We start from the raw sequence: 15,278 nt of genomic DNA on the forward strand, positions 1-15,278 counted from the left end.
CACCTACCTCGCGCGCTTGTATAGAAAAACAGCGTTCAGCAGCTTTCGATTTGAGTGAAGAGGCGGCCGGCCATGGCCATGAGGCGCTACTAGAATCCATTCAGCGTCCGTGGAATCAGTAGGATAAACAACGCGCGACATATACCAACGATTACATAGCAATTTTCTTACCCTATGCCTTCGGAGATTTAGCTTGAAAAGTCGGGATGAGGAAGGAGTCGTATCCGCTTTCCACACTTCGGGGGACGTAGTTCACTACCCAAATCCGGTAGTTCACTACCCAAATTCAGTAGTTCATATCCTTTTATTGTTGGGTGTCGCCAGAGTAAATATTTTTACAAAACCTACCTGCACCACACTTTTTGGCCTCTTCATCATAACTGCCAAGACGCCTTCCCTTTGGGCACTTGCTTGGCATACCTTACAATAGGCCGACGAACTGATGGAGCACGGGAAGCCGGCTTGTGAGAGCAGTTTTGGCCGATGCCATGGGCCAAGTAGCCCGTCGCAAATGACCACGCATGAATTTCCCCTCACCAATCGGGTAACTATTAGGCGAGCAGACCCTGACGCGCTATTTAACCGCCGGGCAGCATAGCTGGTGTTTTTGAACGGGAACATAATATCTACTCATTGTTTAACCCCCTACTCTCGTATGCCTACGCTGCATTTTAGTCTGGCCCATCTGCCGGAGCTTCAGAATCTGCGATGTGAAGTGGCCGGCCAACCCTGGCCGCTGCTACCGCATGCCATTGCTTCGCGCGAGGCCGCCATTGCCAACAATTATTGCTTTGCGCAACTCGCCGTTGAGCAGCAGCAACAGTTTACGCACTATGTGGAACTGCCCGATGCCGCCCTGCCCGCGCACGGCATTGCCTGGGTACGGGTAAGCGCGCCTAACCCCGACCCCGCCGTGCGCCTGGGGTGGCCGTTGCACGTAGGCCTGCTGCTGCCAGAGGCGTACGTGGAGCGGCACTTTGCAGCCGAAAGTCAGGCCAAGGGCCGGCTGGTCCCACACGTCATGCACGACCGTTACAGCATTGCCCTTCCGACCGAAATGGGGCCGGACTACCTGCGCGCCGTAACTTCAGCGCAGTTGCTGCAAGACCCATCAAGTACAGCTAGCGGCCTGCTCTTTCATCACCCTGAACTGGGTACTACGCAGCCTTACGTGGCCACCCGCGTGCTACACTCGCACATTGCGCCCGCCGCTGCCGATAACCCTGACCAATACAACGCCATGCAGACGCTGGCCACTAGCATCAGCGACCAAGGCACAGCCTGGGCTTCAACCGTGCAATGCACCGATGTGAAGGGCAACCCGATAACCAGCGGCATCACGTTGCAAGAAGGCTCGACGGTGTACCTGCAAGCGGGCGAGCCGGTCAGCACCTATAGCTTGTCGACGGCGACCATGCAGGCGGCGGCCAGTCCCGTAGCTGGAGCCAAGCGAACCGCTTACAACGACTTGGTGCTACAAAACCAGACCTGGAGCATGACTCCTGGGTTTACGGCGAACCACTACGCAGCCCCCACCGAGGCACCGAATACCGTAGGCGTGGCCGCCCGGTCGGAGTCCACTTACTACGATTGGTCCGTGAGTCCGACCACGTCTTCGCACGGCTTGCAGGTGGTATCGCCCAATCCTACCATCGACTCTGACAACAACATGTCCATTCAGGTGTCGAACGTGTATCTGCGTTACCTATCGGCTTACTATGAGCTATTGGATGACAAAGGCAATCCTTTATCGGACAAGGAGTTTATAGGAATGGTTGGCGCCGTTAATACCTTAATGGGCCTGCCCGTTCCCACTGACCCTACCACCCTGACCGTGCCGATGGGACAGGCCAATGCGGTGCGCCTTTACTTCGGCAGCTTCGGCACGTCGGCTTGGGACGGCGACGTTTCGCCGGCGGGGGCGTTGTGCACCGGATTTTTCAACTACGGCGTGCCGGGCATTTTCTTGGTGGCCGGGCAGGTGCTATCCAGCACCAGTTTCCTGACCGAGTTCGTGAAAGAACCGGAAAACGCCAAGGCCGTGCTGTCGGTCATCATCCCGATAGTGGGCACCGAAACCAATGCCACCCTGGCAGGTCCCAGTACCGAGAGTCTGCTTCTTGCATTCGCCGACGCGGTGGCCGGCATTATCGTGCATAAAGCGCTGGAGCAGTTGTCTACATACATCCTGAGCCAGGTGACAGCCGGAGAGCTAGCCAGCGCTTTCGGGCCAATAGGCTGGATTCTGAAGATAATGGCCGGAGGCGTCGACTTTGCCGAAATGGCCGTCACAACCGGGGAAATACTCTCGTCGCCGGCTACGCTGCAAATAGAGGTTACGCGCAGCATTAATGTGACCATTACCATAGGTCCCGACCCTAACCACGGCGGTAATGAAGCCGTGTGGCCGGCTGTGGCCTCGCGATATGTGGCCACGCTCATGTACCAAGATGGCATGAGCCAGGTGCTAAGCGGGCCGCTGCCCGCTACCACAAGCGGAACCCCCGTCAATCTGGAGTTCGCCAATATTGCTGCCGGAGGGCAGGTGTGCGTGGTCTTCGGCGTGTATTCGGCTTCGGGCTGGCTGGCCGGCAACTACCAGGGCAACTGGACCACGGCGGCTCCGACCACCGGCGATACGCTGGCACTGGGCAATGCCACCATCACAGAACTGCTGGTGCCGCTGACCAAAGACGCGCAGTACGTGTATAAGGAAACGGCGGTGTATGCCGACAGCACTTACCAGTGGCAGGTAGGCCAGCCTTCGGCCACGACGGTGGCGGGGCTTGATTGCGGCAACGGGGGCACCATCTGCCAGCCGGCCGGCATTACGGTCAGCAACAGTGCTTTCCAGGTGGGCTACGCCTGGCGCGCCTCGGGCCTGGACCGGCCGCTTGATGCACCGGGCAGCACCCCATACAACGGGCAAGAGTTTGTGCTACAGAACCTATCGGTGTTGGCCAACCCTGGGTCGGCGCTCATGCAGAGTAGCATCGGCTTGACCAACCAGCCTTTGCTCGCCTACGACCCGACGCCCAGCCAAACGACTCAGCCCAACAATTTTGTGCTGGACCCGCGCAACGGGAGCTTTATGCTGCGCGACATAGCCCTGGGCGACGGCGCTGGCAATGACTTCGGCCTGAGCGCCGACCCGCTGATGAGCTGGGGGCGCTTTCACTTGCCCACGCTCGACGCACTGGCCGTGCACCCGAGCGGGGCGGTTATCGGCGTGTCGTGGCAGTACCACAAAATGGAGATTTTGCAGCTACCCGCGCAGGCCGTGCCCGACGCGCAGGCCCCCGACGCGCAGATGGTGGCGGGGCAAGGGGTGCGGCAGGGGCTGCTGCAAGGGCCCCGCGCCTTGGCCATCACCCCCGACGGGCGGGTGCTGGTGCTCGAAACCATCAACCAGCGTGTGCAGGCATTCGACACCAACGGCAACCCCGCCCCTAGCTTCAACGCCGGCCTGGTATTCAGCCTGACGCCCGATGCCGATACCGTGGCGGCCCTTAACAGCCAGACCCTGCCCGACACGCTACAGCAAGGCTTTCAGAATGCCTACCGCACGTACGTGCTGACGTTGGACAGCAGCCTAGCTGCGGAGCTGGACAGCGGCACGATGCAAGCAGCCAACGACCCAATTATTAATGCCTTCACGGCCAACGGCATTACGCTCTGCTACGACCCTGCCCACATGAGCGACCCATCCGTGAGCACCTACATCACGGTGCAAACGGCTGGCAGTGCGTGGACCATTACCGACCCGCAGCAGGGCACCAGCTACCAGGTCAGCAACCAGAGCGGCAGCCTAGCGGTGTTCCGCCTCATCACGCAGTACAGGATTTCGGTAGTGAGCAAAGACGCCGAATGGCTGCTGGTCGATACCGTGGCGGCGGCTACCTACGTGGTGGAAGCCAGCACGCTGCTTACCGTCAACAGCTCAGTTTCCTACTTCAACCTTTATAACCCGGCCAACGAAACGCTGCTGTACCTGGACATGGCCGTGGAGGCGCAGGGCGTCATCTACGTGCTGTCGTACCAGGGCAACGGCAGCAGCCCCAGCGACTATTACCTAGACCTCTACAATACCGACGGCACGTTTATCGTGCGCACACCCGACCCAAGCGTTACCAGCACGCCACAGAACGTGGTGGCTGCCAAGCTATGCGTGGACATGTGGCGCAACGTTTACACCCTGGACTACCAAGCACAGAGCGGCCGGCCCGAGCCCACCGTCAGCCACTGGATACCTACCCCCCCCCTGTTTTCGTTGCCGGTTGCCGACGAGCCGGCCTTTGCGCAGGACAATATCAGCCTGGTGCAGCAGTATTTCCAGCAGCAGAACATTACGCTGGGCTCCAATGCCTACATCACCACCGTGTCGCCCGGTTACTACCAGGTGCACAATTCACCGACGCTGTACGAGGTTTTCCGCGCGGGCGGTGAGTTGCAGGTATACACCATTCCGCTGTAGCCGGGCTCCAGCCTTTTCCTATTCTTTTTTTGCTATCCCATGCAATCCATTACCGTTGCCATTGCCCCGGCCGGCGTGCAGTTCATCGGCCAGCAGGTGCTCACGCCGATTGTGCAGCAGCACCTGACGAACCTGGTCCCCCAGAACGTGACGGCTAACCCGCCCGATTTTCAGAGTCCTGGCGGTACGGACTGGTACAATTACAGCAGCGTTGCCGTTAACCTGACCAGTGGCAGCATCGACGGCGTTTCGGCCACCTTCACGTCGTTCACCCAGTCGGCCACCACGGCCGGGCAGTTCACGCTCGTGCTCACTACGGGCGGCTTCAACGCCGCCTACACCTGGACCGAAACCTACGACGAATCCTACTGCGTGGCACCGGAAATTGGCCCGGCCCACTGCCAGCCCGCCACGCCGGGCAGCGGTTCGTTTCCGTTTGCGCAGCCCTTCAGTTCGCTGGTGCTGACGCTGGTCGTGACACTGGCCTATGCCAACGGGGCGTACAACTTCACCGTCAACAGCGCCACCGGCACGGCCCAGGCTGGAACCTTCACCGTGCCTAAAAACAGCATCCTGGCCGGGCAAAGCAACTCCTGCTTTGGCCCCAGCGCCGCCAAGGCCGTGCAAGATGCCGTCGACAGCCTCGACTTCAATTCTCTGCTGGCGAGCAGCATCCCCACCCTGCTCGATTCCCTTGGGCTTCCCATCAACCTGACGGCTTCCATCACCTACGATTTTGGAAGCGGCCCTTCAGGGCTGACCTTTCCCGGCAATGCCAGCATTGCAGCCGGCGGCACCGGCGCTGTGACCTGGAATGGCACCGAGTATACCAGCACCGTCCTACCCAACCTGCCCGTGCCGGCCGCTCCCACCACCGGCCAGCACTTGACCCTTTACGTGGCATCCTACGAACTCGATGCCCTGTACTGGGCCTACTTTCAGGCCGGCCTGCTCCGCTTCAAAGTCATGCCCAGTGACCTGTCGGACCCGGCCGCGTTGGCCGTCAGCACCTACGTCGGGTCGATTGTGGCGTTGAAACCCTATTCCAGCTATAAAATGCAGGCGGTCGTCACGCCACTGCAAGCACCGACCGTGTCTTTCCAGAATGTGTACGCCATCAGCACGGCGGCCCTTCAGGCGCTGCAGACCGATGTGATGGCGGGCACCCTGCCGCAAGCGGCCTACACGGCCATTTTCAACAACCTGAGCGGCAACATCTACTTAGACACGACCACATTGGAAAGCGACCTGAGCCAGCAGGGCGTAGCCAGCCAGTACTACAGCTTAGTGCAGCAGGCCGTCATCGCCACCGGGGCCGTCGTTACGCACGACTTGCAATTGCAGCTCAACATTCTGACCACCAGTACACCGCAGCCCAATATCATCTTCTCCATGCAGCGCACGGATTTACTGACGAACCTGAAGCTCGGCACCACCAATAGCGCCCAGACGCTGCTGTTCGACTTTACGGAAGTAACCACGGATGCGACCAGCACTTCTTTCACGTTCATCTCCAGCACCGTCGCAAATTTCCCCACCAACTCAAGCGGCCTGAGCGCAGTCTGGAGCGCGGTTGACCCGCAGTACGACACGCTGCTACAGGCCATGGGCCAGACGGGAGTGGCGCTGCCCATCCTCAGCGGCTTCGGCTACGAATTGACCAATGGCACCAACAACCAGCCGTTCGCCATCAGCGTGCAACCGCAGGGCTACGTTGCCATCACAGCCAACGTGCAGGCGTTGAACGGCTAGCGCAGTTCCAGGCCAGTTAACGTATCCACGGCATACCCGCCGGGGCGTTCACCTGAAAACCACGCTAGGCGTTGGCCACCTTTTACCCTTGCCGTATCCCAATAAACCGGCCGGCTACCCGCCGCGCCTTGCCCGGTAGCCCATGACCACCTTGCCTCCTTTTCTGGGAAAATTCTCTTTCCAGTCGACCAGCCCCGCACCGCAGAACTATCTGACAGCCATACGCCTACCGGGCAACACTTACCTGCCAGGTATGGCCGCTGCGGCGGTGACCGACTTGGAAACCTGCCTGGTTTACGGCGACAGTACCGGCAGCGTCGTGCAACTTGGTAACCAGCAGTTTCTGGCCCTTAATGTGGATGCCGGGCAGTTGGATTTTGCCACCGACCTAGCGGACGCGGCCCTGTTGCAACTGGGCAGTGACCTGTCCCAGCAAACTTGGCAGCTCGATGCCTTCACCGGCTGGCAAACGGTTTACTATTCTAACAATAGCGTCACTCCTTACCTGACCATCAACGATGTGAACGGGGTGTTGGGCTACTACTCGCTGTTCAACGCCACCCAGGTAACGCCCGGCACCGCGGCCATTCAAGCAGCCGGGCAGGCCCAGCAAGCCGACCTGACGACGGTCTGCCTGGCTGGGGCCGACTTCACTGGGGTCAATTTTACGGGGGCTAATTTCAGCAGCGCCGACCTGACTGGTACGAAATTCAACAATGCCAACCTGACCGGGGCAACGTTTACAGGAGCTATTCTGAGCGGAACCCAATTCGACGGGGCCACCTTAGACACAGCATCTTTCACCACGGCGGCTACCGATATTTCGGCCGTGAACTGGGGCGTACCAGCCAGCGCCCGGGGGATTCTGCTTACGGGCTGCCAGGGGGCCGGCACCGTGCTGGGCAACGCCACTACGGTGGTGGACTTCACCAACGCCAACCTGGTAGCTGCCACCCTAACGGGGGCCGTACTGGACAACCTCAATTTGACGGGGGCCAACCTCAGCGGCTGCCTGCTGGCCCAGGGCGCCTCCGGCAATAGCACCAACTTCACCAAAGCCAACCTGGTGGGCTTAGTAGCCGCCGACAGCAGTTTTCAGAACGCCATTTTTGCACAGGCAACCTGCTACGGGGCCGTTTTCACCCGCGCCAACCTGTCGGGGACCACGTTTCAGAGTGCCCAGTTAGGAGCCAAGCAGGAGTTGTTCACTCTACCTACGACCGATGCTGCCGAATTGAACGGGACCGTGCATGTGCCGACCGACGTAAGTGCGGCTTTTTCCAATGCTGGCATAACGCTGGCGACTTCAGCTACGGTGGTTACCGTCGTCAACGGTCAGAACTGGCGCATTGAGAACGGCGACGACACGTACAGCATCCTCCTCAGCACCGCGCTCCAGCAGTTGGTCGTGTACCAGTACGGCAGCACGGCGGCAGCTGACCTGACCGGGGCCCTGTTGACCGATGCAGTGTTCACCAGCGCCAACCTGTTTGCGGCCAATCTGGCGGGGGTAAGCTGGACGGGCAGCCAAGCGTCGGGCAGCAACGCCGATTTCGAATCGGCCAACCTGAGTGGGGCGCTGCTGCTGGAAGCTTCGTTCAACCAGGCGCAGTTTTTAGGTACCCAAGCTTCGCAAAGCCTGTTTTTGCAAGCCAGTCTGGCGGGGGCGCACCTTGGCCCCGACCTGAACAACGTACGAGCCAACTTCGCTGGCGCGCAGTTTCAGGGGACCGATTTCACAAATGCGACCTTGAACCAGGTTGTTTTCACCAACGCGGCCATTGCCTTGCCAACGGGCGTACCGCTGCTAATCTTGCCCTTGTCGTACGAGGCATACTTGCAGAGCAACAACCTGGTGCCGGTGCAGCAGTACTTCGCTGCCCAAGGCTACCCGATGAGCGCGCAGGCTACGCTGGCCAATCAGTCGGCCTGGACCATTGTAGACGCCGCTACTTCAACCACTTACCTAGTCGATGCCAACTACTACGTGTCCAACGCCGGCACGAGCAAGCGGTTGTTTCAATTGAGCCCGGCCGTGCAGAGCACCCTTGCTCAGGCGGCGGTGAGTGGCCCGCTGGCTGCCAACTTCATAACCAACGGCTACCCCCTGAGCATCGGCGACACTATTACCAATGCTACCAACTGGGTTATTACCAACGTCAACGATACGTGCTCGGCCAAACCTGTCATCTATCAGTTTTACCAACTCTGCCTAGCATCTGATGGGGTACACGCTTTTGGCACTACAGAGTTATGGCTAGCTAATACCCCCCTTTATGAATACGGCATTGCGGTCGGTGCGACAACGGCATACCAGGCGGCTATCGACGCGGGCTCGCTATGCCCCAACGGCTATCCAGCCAACTACCCAGGCCTCAGTTGGGAGCAGATGCTGACCACTGGCCCCGCGCCATTTTAAACAGCCAGAATAAGTGAACGGCTGCTGCCCCTGCCCAATCCTGGCAGAACGCCGACTGCGGGCTATTTACCTATCAACTGCCCCAAAGGCGTTGGCTTGAAAAGCAGCACGGCAATGCGCCAGGCAAGGTCTACGGGGTAAAGGGCATTGCGTAAGTAGGCCCATGTGAGTTGCTGCACCAGGGCCACGCGGGCAGAGTGTTCGTCGGACGGGTCTGGGCCTCTCGTCGAGCCACGATATCATCACCCAGGGCCACGGCGGCACGCTCCGCGTGGAGAGTCAGGAAGGCACCATCTTATCCGTGGCCTTGCCCCTAAACGGGGCCGCTCACCAGCCGGCAACCTGAACGCTCGTTATTTTATTCGGACCGTTTAAGTGAATGCGCACTCGTGAATTATGCAACGGCGAACTTTGGCCCGTGTCACAGGAGCGGCTCGGCCGGTGCCACGGGGGCGCCGTTATATTCCTTCCGACAAAGCCAAGAACATCGCTTCCCAGCGCGGCTGGCAGTTGCGGGGAATGAGGTCACCCGCTCAGTTAAGTCGATGAGCACCGAGGGGCAGTACAGAAAGGCATGCGGCCCCCGGCTATAGCCAGTTGGCCGGCGAACCGGATGCCGGCGATTTTCATGGGGTAATGTTTTTTCCGTTTGGCTTCCGCCAGCAAGCGGCTGAGGTCGGTGCCGCTCACCCGGCCGGCACGGTTGAGGTCGGCCGTGTCAACCGCGCCGGGGTAATCCGCGGGGCGGTGAAAGGCGATGGCGAGGCCCTTGGTGCTGCCACCCGGCAAAAAGTGCGTGTACACCACCGCTTTGCTAACCAACGGCGGCCCGGGTCTGCCACGGCCGCTCGGTGGTAGCCCGTAGGGCTTGGCAACCAGGCAAACGAGGCCAAGGAAAACCGGAACGCTGAAATTCATGGACGCGACGCAGCTGAAAACAAACTGGAAAAGGAGAGGTTCGGTGTTGGAAACGCAAAACACACTCGTTATTGCATCTGGACCGTTATTGCAGACGCTTGTCTACATGAAGCACCACCAGAGGAATGAATAATACCGCCAAAGCATTGACGCTGTTCGGCCTAATGGCCGCCAGCTACTCCCTTTTTCAGGTGGCAAACTTCCGCTTAGCTACGGTACTGAAGGGGCCAATACAGGTTACTTATTTCACTAAAGAGCGGTTTGTCGTTGCCGGCGACCGGTATCTGACCGTGATGGATAGTGAAATAAACGGGCCTGCTTCCCGCCCAGGCACCATCAGCTTGGCGACCATCGATGTCAACTCCTTCCATTTCCTGCCGCCCAGTAACAGCGCGAGTACGAGTTTTGCTGATAAAGACTTTACCTATATCGTTCATCACGGGGAGGACCCGTACATAATGAGGGAGTGTAAATAAGTAAGATACCCCTCGTTTCACAAAACAGAGCACGTTTAGACCAGTACCGTTTAGACAAATCGAGTTTGATGGTCCGCGCCACCGTCGCCGAAAGGCTAGGGGATACCTTGGAAGCCTACTGCCGCTCCCTAATGACCGCACTATGCTCAGTCTTATTGCCTCTAGTGAGTGCCTTTTCGGTCCCGGCAATGGGGCGAGTAACCCGCCTCGCGCTCGCTTTCGAAACGGACGGCCGTCAGCTAGCTGTCGCCTCTTGATTTCGTGGGGACGCTAGTTATGGACGGGAATACGCTGCGAGCCCACGGTCCGGCCCCTTTTTTAACATGGCTGACCGGCTGTATGGCCGGAAAGGAAGGGCATCCGTTAGCTGCGGCGGCACCTCGGTGCGCTTCGAACTCGTACCCGTGACCTGCAACCGCCTCGTGCCGCTCTGGACCTTTGGAATGGACACCTTTCCCTTTGACCGCAAACGCTTTCCCAATGTCAGAGGGCATAAGAAACACCGACTGCCCTTCTTAGAAAACAGCATTGGCATCAACTATTGGCATTTTGAATAGTGTCTGTGTAAGCCCCAGATAGGCGGCATTACCATAGTTATTTTATTTGGACCATTTGCGTGAACCGCTTGGCGCCAGGCTTTATGCTGCGCGCCTTGCGGTACTAGTGCCTCTTATGAACAAATTCTTTTCGGTTTCCGCATGGCTGGTAGGTGCGGCGGCGCTGGCGTGGTTGGGTGGGGCCCTCTTTCACTACCTAGTGCCAGCCCCCCCCGCCAGCCCCGTGTTGTTGTTCGCTTCCTATGACTCCGGCGTGAACGGCACTTTGCTCCAATTTCAAGCCGATGGCACGTTTCGGTACGAGAACTTGGGTTTTGGCTCGACCGACGTGGTGACCGGTCACTACACGCGAACTGACAACCTCATCCGGCTCGACCGACTGCCGAAAACCGGCATGTTGAAACGCTATACACTCCTCGTGCGCCCTTCCTCGTTCACCGAAACGGGCGAGGGAATTTGGCAGGTTGGACCTACGGGCCGCGTGGAAGCCGGTTCGGATTTGGTGGTGTTCACCATCTATCCTCTTGCTTCGGCTAAGAAATAACCTCATTAACTGGTTGTACGGACAATTAGCGGAGCCACAACAGGGCTAAAACGAAATGCACCATTCCCAAGAAGCTACTAGCCGTTTTCTCGTAGCGCGTGGCCCGACGGCGAAATTGCTTGAGGCGGCTGAAAAAGCGTTCGACCTTGTTGCGGTCCTGGTAAAGGTTTCGCTCAATCACGCGTTGGGCGAGGCAGTTCTTTTTGCTGGGAATCACGGCTTGCGCCCCGGTAGCGGCCACGTGGGTAAGTATGTTTTCTGTATATTAGTCCTTGTCCGCCAGCGCGTTGTCCGCGCCCTCAGCGGCCGGCAGCAGGTCGGCTACGCGTCGGCAATCAGCTTGCTGGCCTGGGCCGAGTACCACGCGCAGCGGGTTGCCCAACGCGTCGGCGATGGCGTGAATTTTGGTCGTCAGCCCGCCGCGGCTGCGGCCGAGGGCTTCGTCGCCGACGCGGCTTTTTTTCGGCTGCCCGCCGCCTGCGCGTGGTCCTGCACCACGGTCGAATCGTGCATCACCCAGTCCAGGTCGGGTTCCTGCACGGCCTCGAACAAGCGCGGCCAAATGCCTTTTTGGGCCCAGCGCTGGCTGCGCTTGCGCAACGTGTCGTGCTTGCCAAAGCGAGCCGGCAGTGCGCGCCAAGCGCTTCCGTGGCGTGCCGCCCAGAACACGGCGTTGATAAAGAGGCGGTTATCAACACCTGTCGGCCAACATCGCCGGCTTTGCCCGACAAGTGAGGAGCCAAAGCTGCCCTCGCTCGGTTACTGATTTCATCCAGATTGCTCACGAATGCAAAGGTAATTGTCCGTACAACCTAGACCACCGTTTGCGTTAACCTCAACGAGTGTACGCAGTTTGGGCTGGCTAGTCAAAAAGACGACGGCACTTGATGGCCCTTCCCCAAGGGCTTCTCAGACCCTGCCGCCTATTCTACCACCAAGCACGCTGCCCGTCCGCCGCCCCGCAGGCCGTACAGGCCCGGAGCCATGCCCACCGGCAGTTCCAGCCAAACCGCGCCGGCCGCGTTGGCGGTGGCCATGACTACCGCTCGCCCCAAAACGTCGAAAACGTGCACCTGCGCACGGGCGCGCAGGCCCGTTACGGCCACGACGCTGGCCGCGCGGGACGGGTTGGGCGAGAGGATGAGCGGTTGTCCGGAGGCCGAAGCATTTCCTGGATTCACTGACAAAACAAACTGGTTTAACCGAATGCTGACTGTGCCGGTGCTGGTGCCGTCGTTGGCCGTTACCAAATCCAGGTCCCCGTCCTCGTCCAAATCGTCGCTTTGGTTGGTGAAGATGCTGCTGTAGTTAGCCGTGAGCGCATCTAGGTCGCCGTCCACGTCGCCCACGGCCACACTAGACGGGAAGCCTCTCACACCGATAAGCCGGTTGGTGCCGAACGCCCCGCTGCCGTTGTTCAAGAGCAAGGTAAGGCTTCTGGTGCCCCCCCGGTCGTCAGCAGGTTCAGGTCGCCATCGACGTCGGCCGCCGCCACACAACTCGGTCTCCCCTTCACATTTAAGGTCATCTCAGCGGTGAACTGGCCCGTCCCCGTACCGGCCACGGCGGCCGTAAACTGCCCCACCCGCCCCTGCGCCAGGTTACCGCCGCTCCCCGCCGCGCCGGTTGTCACTGTGTACGCCACCGTTTCGCCGGGCATCCAGGGATAAGGCGTCGGCGCGAAACGGGCCGTGGTCCCGCTTGCCAGCGCCGGCGAAGCACCGCAGCTGCGCAGCCCACCGCGCTCGCTGCTGAAGACCCGAAGGGCGCCCGTGGAGCCAGCCGTCAGGGCTTGGTCGAAGCCGACGGTGAGGGGTGCGGGGAACTGCGGGCGCATTCGCCAACGGCAAGATGCCCGTAATATGAGGCACTTGGGCGAGCGTCCCCCGATACGGCCAGCAAAAAGGGGACGGCAATGGACTGGACGGTGCTGGAATGCAGGTTTTTCATTGATGCCATGGTCGGAGTTGCCTTGTGGTTGCCGGTTGCTTCCGACTTATCCTGTACTCGGATACGACGGTTTGCGGCTGCAAGCGGATACAATATTATCCTCCTTTTACCAAACGGACTTTCTAGACAAGTCATTGCAGTGAGCCCATTGTGAGCCCTTTCGCGGTTGCCCCGGCGGCAGGTGACTTATCGGGCCGCTGGTTCGGGCGCCAAGCGGTAGCTGGTGCTACGCCCGCCGGCGCCTTCGTGTACCAGCACGCCCTTGGCCACTAGGTCGGCGATGTCGCGGCCGGCCGTATCCTGCGAGCAGTGGGCCATGCGCGCCCATTTGGCCGTGGTGAACTTGCCTTCGAAGCCGTCGAGTATCCGCGTGAGCAGCTGGCGCTGCCGGGCTGTGAACGCCGCGTCCCGGTGCTGCTCCCAGAAGCGGGCCTTGGCCAGCACCTGCCCCAGCGTCTGCTCGGCCGCCTGCAGCGCCCGGCCCAAGCAGCCCAAGAACCAATCCAGCCAGGGCGTGACGTCTATCGGGCCGCGCTGGCTGGATTCGAGCAGGTCGTAGTAGGCCTGGCGCTCGGCCTGGATTTGGGCGGACATGCTGTAGCAGCGCTGGCCCGTGCCGTCGGCCCGGGCCAATTGCAAGTCGGCAATGGCGCGGGCGATGCGCCCGTTGCCATCGTCGAAGGGGTGAATCGTCACAAACCAGAAGTGCGCCAGCCCCGCTTTAAGGACGGGGTCCAGGCCCTGATCGGCGTTGAACCAGTCCAGAAACTGCCGCATCTGCTCGTCCAGGTCTGCCGCTGCGGGCGCGTCGTAATGTACGCGCTCGCGGCCCAACGGTCCGGACACCACTTGCATGGGCCCCGTGCGCCAAGCCCCCACCTGCAGCGGGTACAGCCCGCTGTAGCCCGTGGGGAACAAGGCCGCGTGCCAGCCGAACAGGCGCGCGGCGGTCAGCGGCGCCGCAGCCTGCTGGGTGGCGTCAAGCAGCATGGCCACCACGCCCTCTACCCGCCGGTCGGCCGGGGGCAGCGCGGCTTGCTCCAGCCCCAGGCGCCGGGCGATGGAGGAACGCACCGAGGCTGGGGGCAGCAATTCGCCTTCGATTTCGCTGGACTTGAGCACGTCGAGCGTGAGCGTACGCAGTGTGGCTTCGGCCCTCAGGTCCACGCCCAGCGCGTCCAGCCGGCCTAACAGGCGGCCCTGTTGGTGGCGCACCTTGCCCAACAGCGATTCCAAGGCCGCTGGGTCCCAAGTAAAGGCCGGCCAGTTTGGGCGTTGGTGAATGTAAGGGCCTAATCTCCGCATAATCTGCGGTGAATATACTCCTTATTCGCCGCATCTTCCAGCCTGGGTGCTTATTTTAGGGGACGGGGGGCCACGGGACTGGGCAAGGGCTGGGCGTGCAGGGCCACGCCGCGGTGGTGCAGGTACTTGTAGAGCAGATGCACAGGCTGCGGACCATGTCGTCGACGCTCAGCGTGCGGACCTTATAGGACAACTCGGCGGCGCGGGCCGTGCGCTGGGCTTCCTCGGACAAGCCGGGCTTGCGGCCGCCGACGCGGCCCCAGACACGCGCCGCGGCTAGGCCGGCTAAGGTGCGCTCGCGGATAAGCTCGCGGTCGACCTCGGCCAGCGACGCAAACAAGTTGAGCACGAGCCGGCCTTGCGCCGAGACCGTGTTGATGGCGTCGATGAGCGAGATGAGGCCGATGCCGTGGTGCTGCAGGTCGGCCACCAAGTCGAGCAGGTGCTTAAACGAGCGGCCTAGCCGGTCGAGCTTGTAGATGTAGACCGTGTCGCCCGGGCGCACTTGCAAGAGGCGTTTGGCGAGTTTGACCCGGGCAGCCAGCGTGCCGGAGGCTTTCTCCTGGTAGATGAGCTCGCAGCCGGCCTGGGTTAGGGCGTCGAGTTGGAGTTCCAAGTTTTGGTCACGGGTCGAGACGCGGGCGTAGCCAATCTTCATGAGTAAGAGTTTACGAAACTCATCTGCTAACGCAGTTTCATAAACTTTGAATGATAGACGAGTTTCTTAAACTCGACAACGGCAGCAAACGCCCATGCAAGGCCGTCGCAGAACTTGCAGACTGCGTCGTTTAGTAATTTGCGGAAAGGAGCCTTAAAATGGGATGATTTACCTTCGAGGCTATGCTACAAGACTTACCGCCCCAACGATGGGAAACAACAGAGG

At 60.3% G+C, this 15,278-nt stretch carries 12 protein-coding genes and 2 pseudogenes; 7 read left to right on the plus strand and 7 right to left on the minus strand.

Annotated elements, in window-relative coordinates:
• The first annotated feature begins 655 nt into the window (after positions 1-655).
• The 4 genes and pseudogenes from J4E00_RS28260 to J4E00_RS30370 form a co-directional block, all read left to right on the plus strand.
• On the plus strand, positions 656-4,474 hold the full coding sequence (locus J4E00_RS28260; protein WP_208178718.1) for a hypothetical protein: 3,819 nt from the start codon (positions 656-658) through the stop codon (positions 4,472-4,474).
• Positions 4,475-4,513: 39 nt separating this feature from the next.
• The gene (locus J4E00_RS28265) at positions 4,514-6,226 is read left to right on the plus strand and encodes a hypothetical protein (RefSeq protein ID WP_208178719.1); all 1,713 of its coding nucleotides are present in this window, start codon (positions 4,514-4,516) and stop codon (positions 6,224-6,226) included.
• 142 nt (positions 6,227-6,368) lie between these two features.
• Positions 6,369-8,645 (plus strand): pentapeptide repeat-containing protein, encoded by a 2,277-nt coding sequence (locus J4E00_RS28270; protein ID WP_208178720.1) that lies wholly within the window; start codon positions 6,369-6,371, stop codon positions 8,643-8,645.
• 208 nt (positions 8,646-8,853) lie between these two features.
• Positions 8,854-8,991: pseudogene (locus tag J4E00_RS30370) on the plus strand (hypothetical protein); the annotation flags it as partial.
• A gap of 191 nt (positions 8,992-9,182) precedes the next feature.
• On the opposite strand, the gene J4E00_RS28275 reads toward J4E00_RS30370, so the two are convergent.
• Complete coding sequence (locus tag J4E00_RS28275) at positions 9,183-9,563, minus strand: hypothetical protein (protein WP_208178721.1); 381 nt, start codon at positions 9,561-9,563, stop codon at positions 9,183-9,185.
• A 125-nt stretch (positions 9,564-9,688) separates the two neighbouring features.
• On the opposite strand from J4E00_RS28275, the gene J4E00_RS28280 reads away from it, so the two are divergent.
• The 3 genes from J4E00_RS28280 (at position 9,689) to J4E00_RS28290 (ending at position 11,140) form a co-directional block, all read left to right on the plus strand.
• Positions 9,689-10,039 carry a hypothetical protein gene (locus J4E00_RS28280; RefSeq protein WP_208178722.1) on the plus strand — a complete coding sequence of 117 codons (351 nt, stop codon included), beginning with the start codon at positions 9,689-9,691 and terminating at the stop codon, positions 10,037-10,039.
• Positions 10,040-10,362: 323 nt separating this feature from the next.
• Positions 10,363-10,596 (plus strand): hypothetical protein, encoded by a 234-nt coding sequence (locus tag J4E00_RS28285; RefSeq protein ID WP_208178723.1) that lies wholly within the window; start codon positions 10,363-10,365, stop codon positions 10,594-10,596.
• A 115-nt stretch (positions 10,597-10,711) separates the two neighbouring features.
• Complete coding sequence (locus J4E00_RS28290; protein WP_208178724.1) at positions 10,712-11,140, plus strand: hypothetical protein; 429 nt, start codon at positions 10,712-10,714, stop codon at positions 11,138-11,140.
• A gap of 25 nt (positions 11,141-11,165) precedes the next feature.
• Here J4E00_RS28290 and J4E00_RS28295 read toward each other — a convergent pair whose 3' ends face one another.
• The 6 genes and pseudogenes from J4E00_RS28295 to J4E00_RS28320 form a co-directional block, all read right to left on the minus strand.
• Complete coding sequence (locus J4E00_RS28295; protein WP_317196687.1) at positions 11,166-11,393, minus strand: transposase; 228 nt, start codon at positions 11,391-11,393, stop codon at positions 11,166-11,168.
• Positions 11,394-11,551: 158 nt separating this feature from the next.
• Positions 11,552-11,836 (minus strand): annotated as a pseudogene (locus J4E00_RS28300) (transposase); the annotation flags it as partial.
• A 227-nt stretch (positions 11,837-12,063) separates the two neighbouring features.
• Positions 12,064-12,567: a T9SS type A sorting domain-containing protein gene (locus J4E00_RS28305; protein ID WP_208178727.1), complete on the minus strand. Its 504-nt coding sequence runs from the start codon at positions 12,565-12,567 to the stop codon at positions 12,064-12,066.
• Positions 12,558-12,977, minus strand: coding sequence for an FG-GAP repeat domain-containing protein (locus J4E00_RS28310; RefSeq protein ID WP_208178728.1), 420 nt, complete (start codon positions 12,975-12,977; stop codon positions 12,558-12,560). Before J4E00_RS28310 ends, J4E00_RS28305 begins: the two co-directional genes overlap by 10 nt.
• 299 nt (positions 12,978-13,276) lie before the next feature.
• Positions 13,277-14,395 (minus strand): Fic family protein, encoded by a 1,119-nt coding sequence (locus J4E00_RS28315; protein WP_208178729.1) that lies wholly within the window; start codon positions 14,393-14,395, stop codon positions 13,277-13,279.
• A 55-nt stretch (positions 14,396-14,450) separates the two neighbouring features.
• Positions 14,451-15,053 carry a recombinase family protein gene (locus J4E00_RS28320; RefSeq protein WP_236050312.1) on the minus strand — a complete coding sequence of 201 codons (603 nt, stop codon included), beginning with the start codon at positions 15,051-15,053 and terminating at the stop codon, positions 14,451-14,453.
• Positions 15,054-15,278 lie beyond the last annotated feature (225 nt).

Source organism: Hymenobacter negativus, from assembly GCF_017571495.1.
Classification (GTDB): Bacteria; Bacteroidota; Bacteroidia; order Cytophagales; family Hymenobacteraceae; genus Hymenobacter; species Hymenobacter negativus.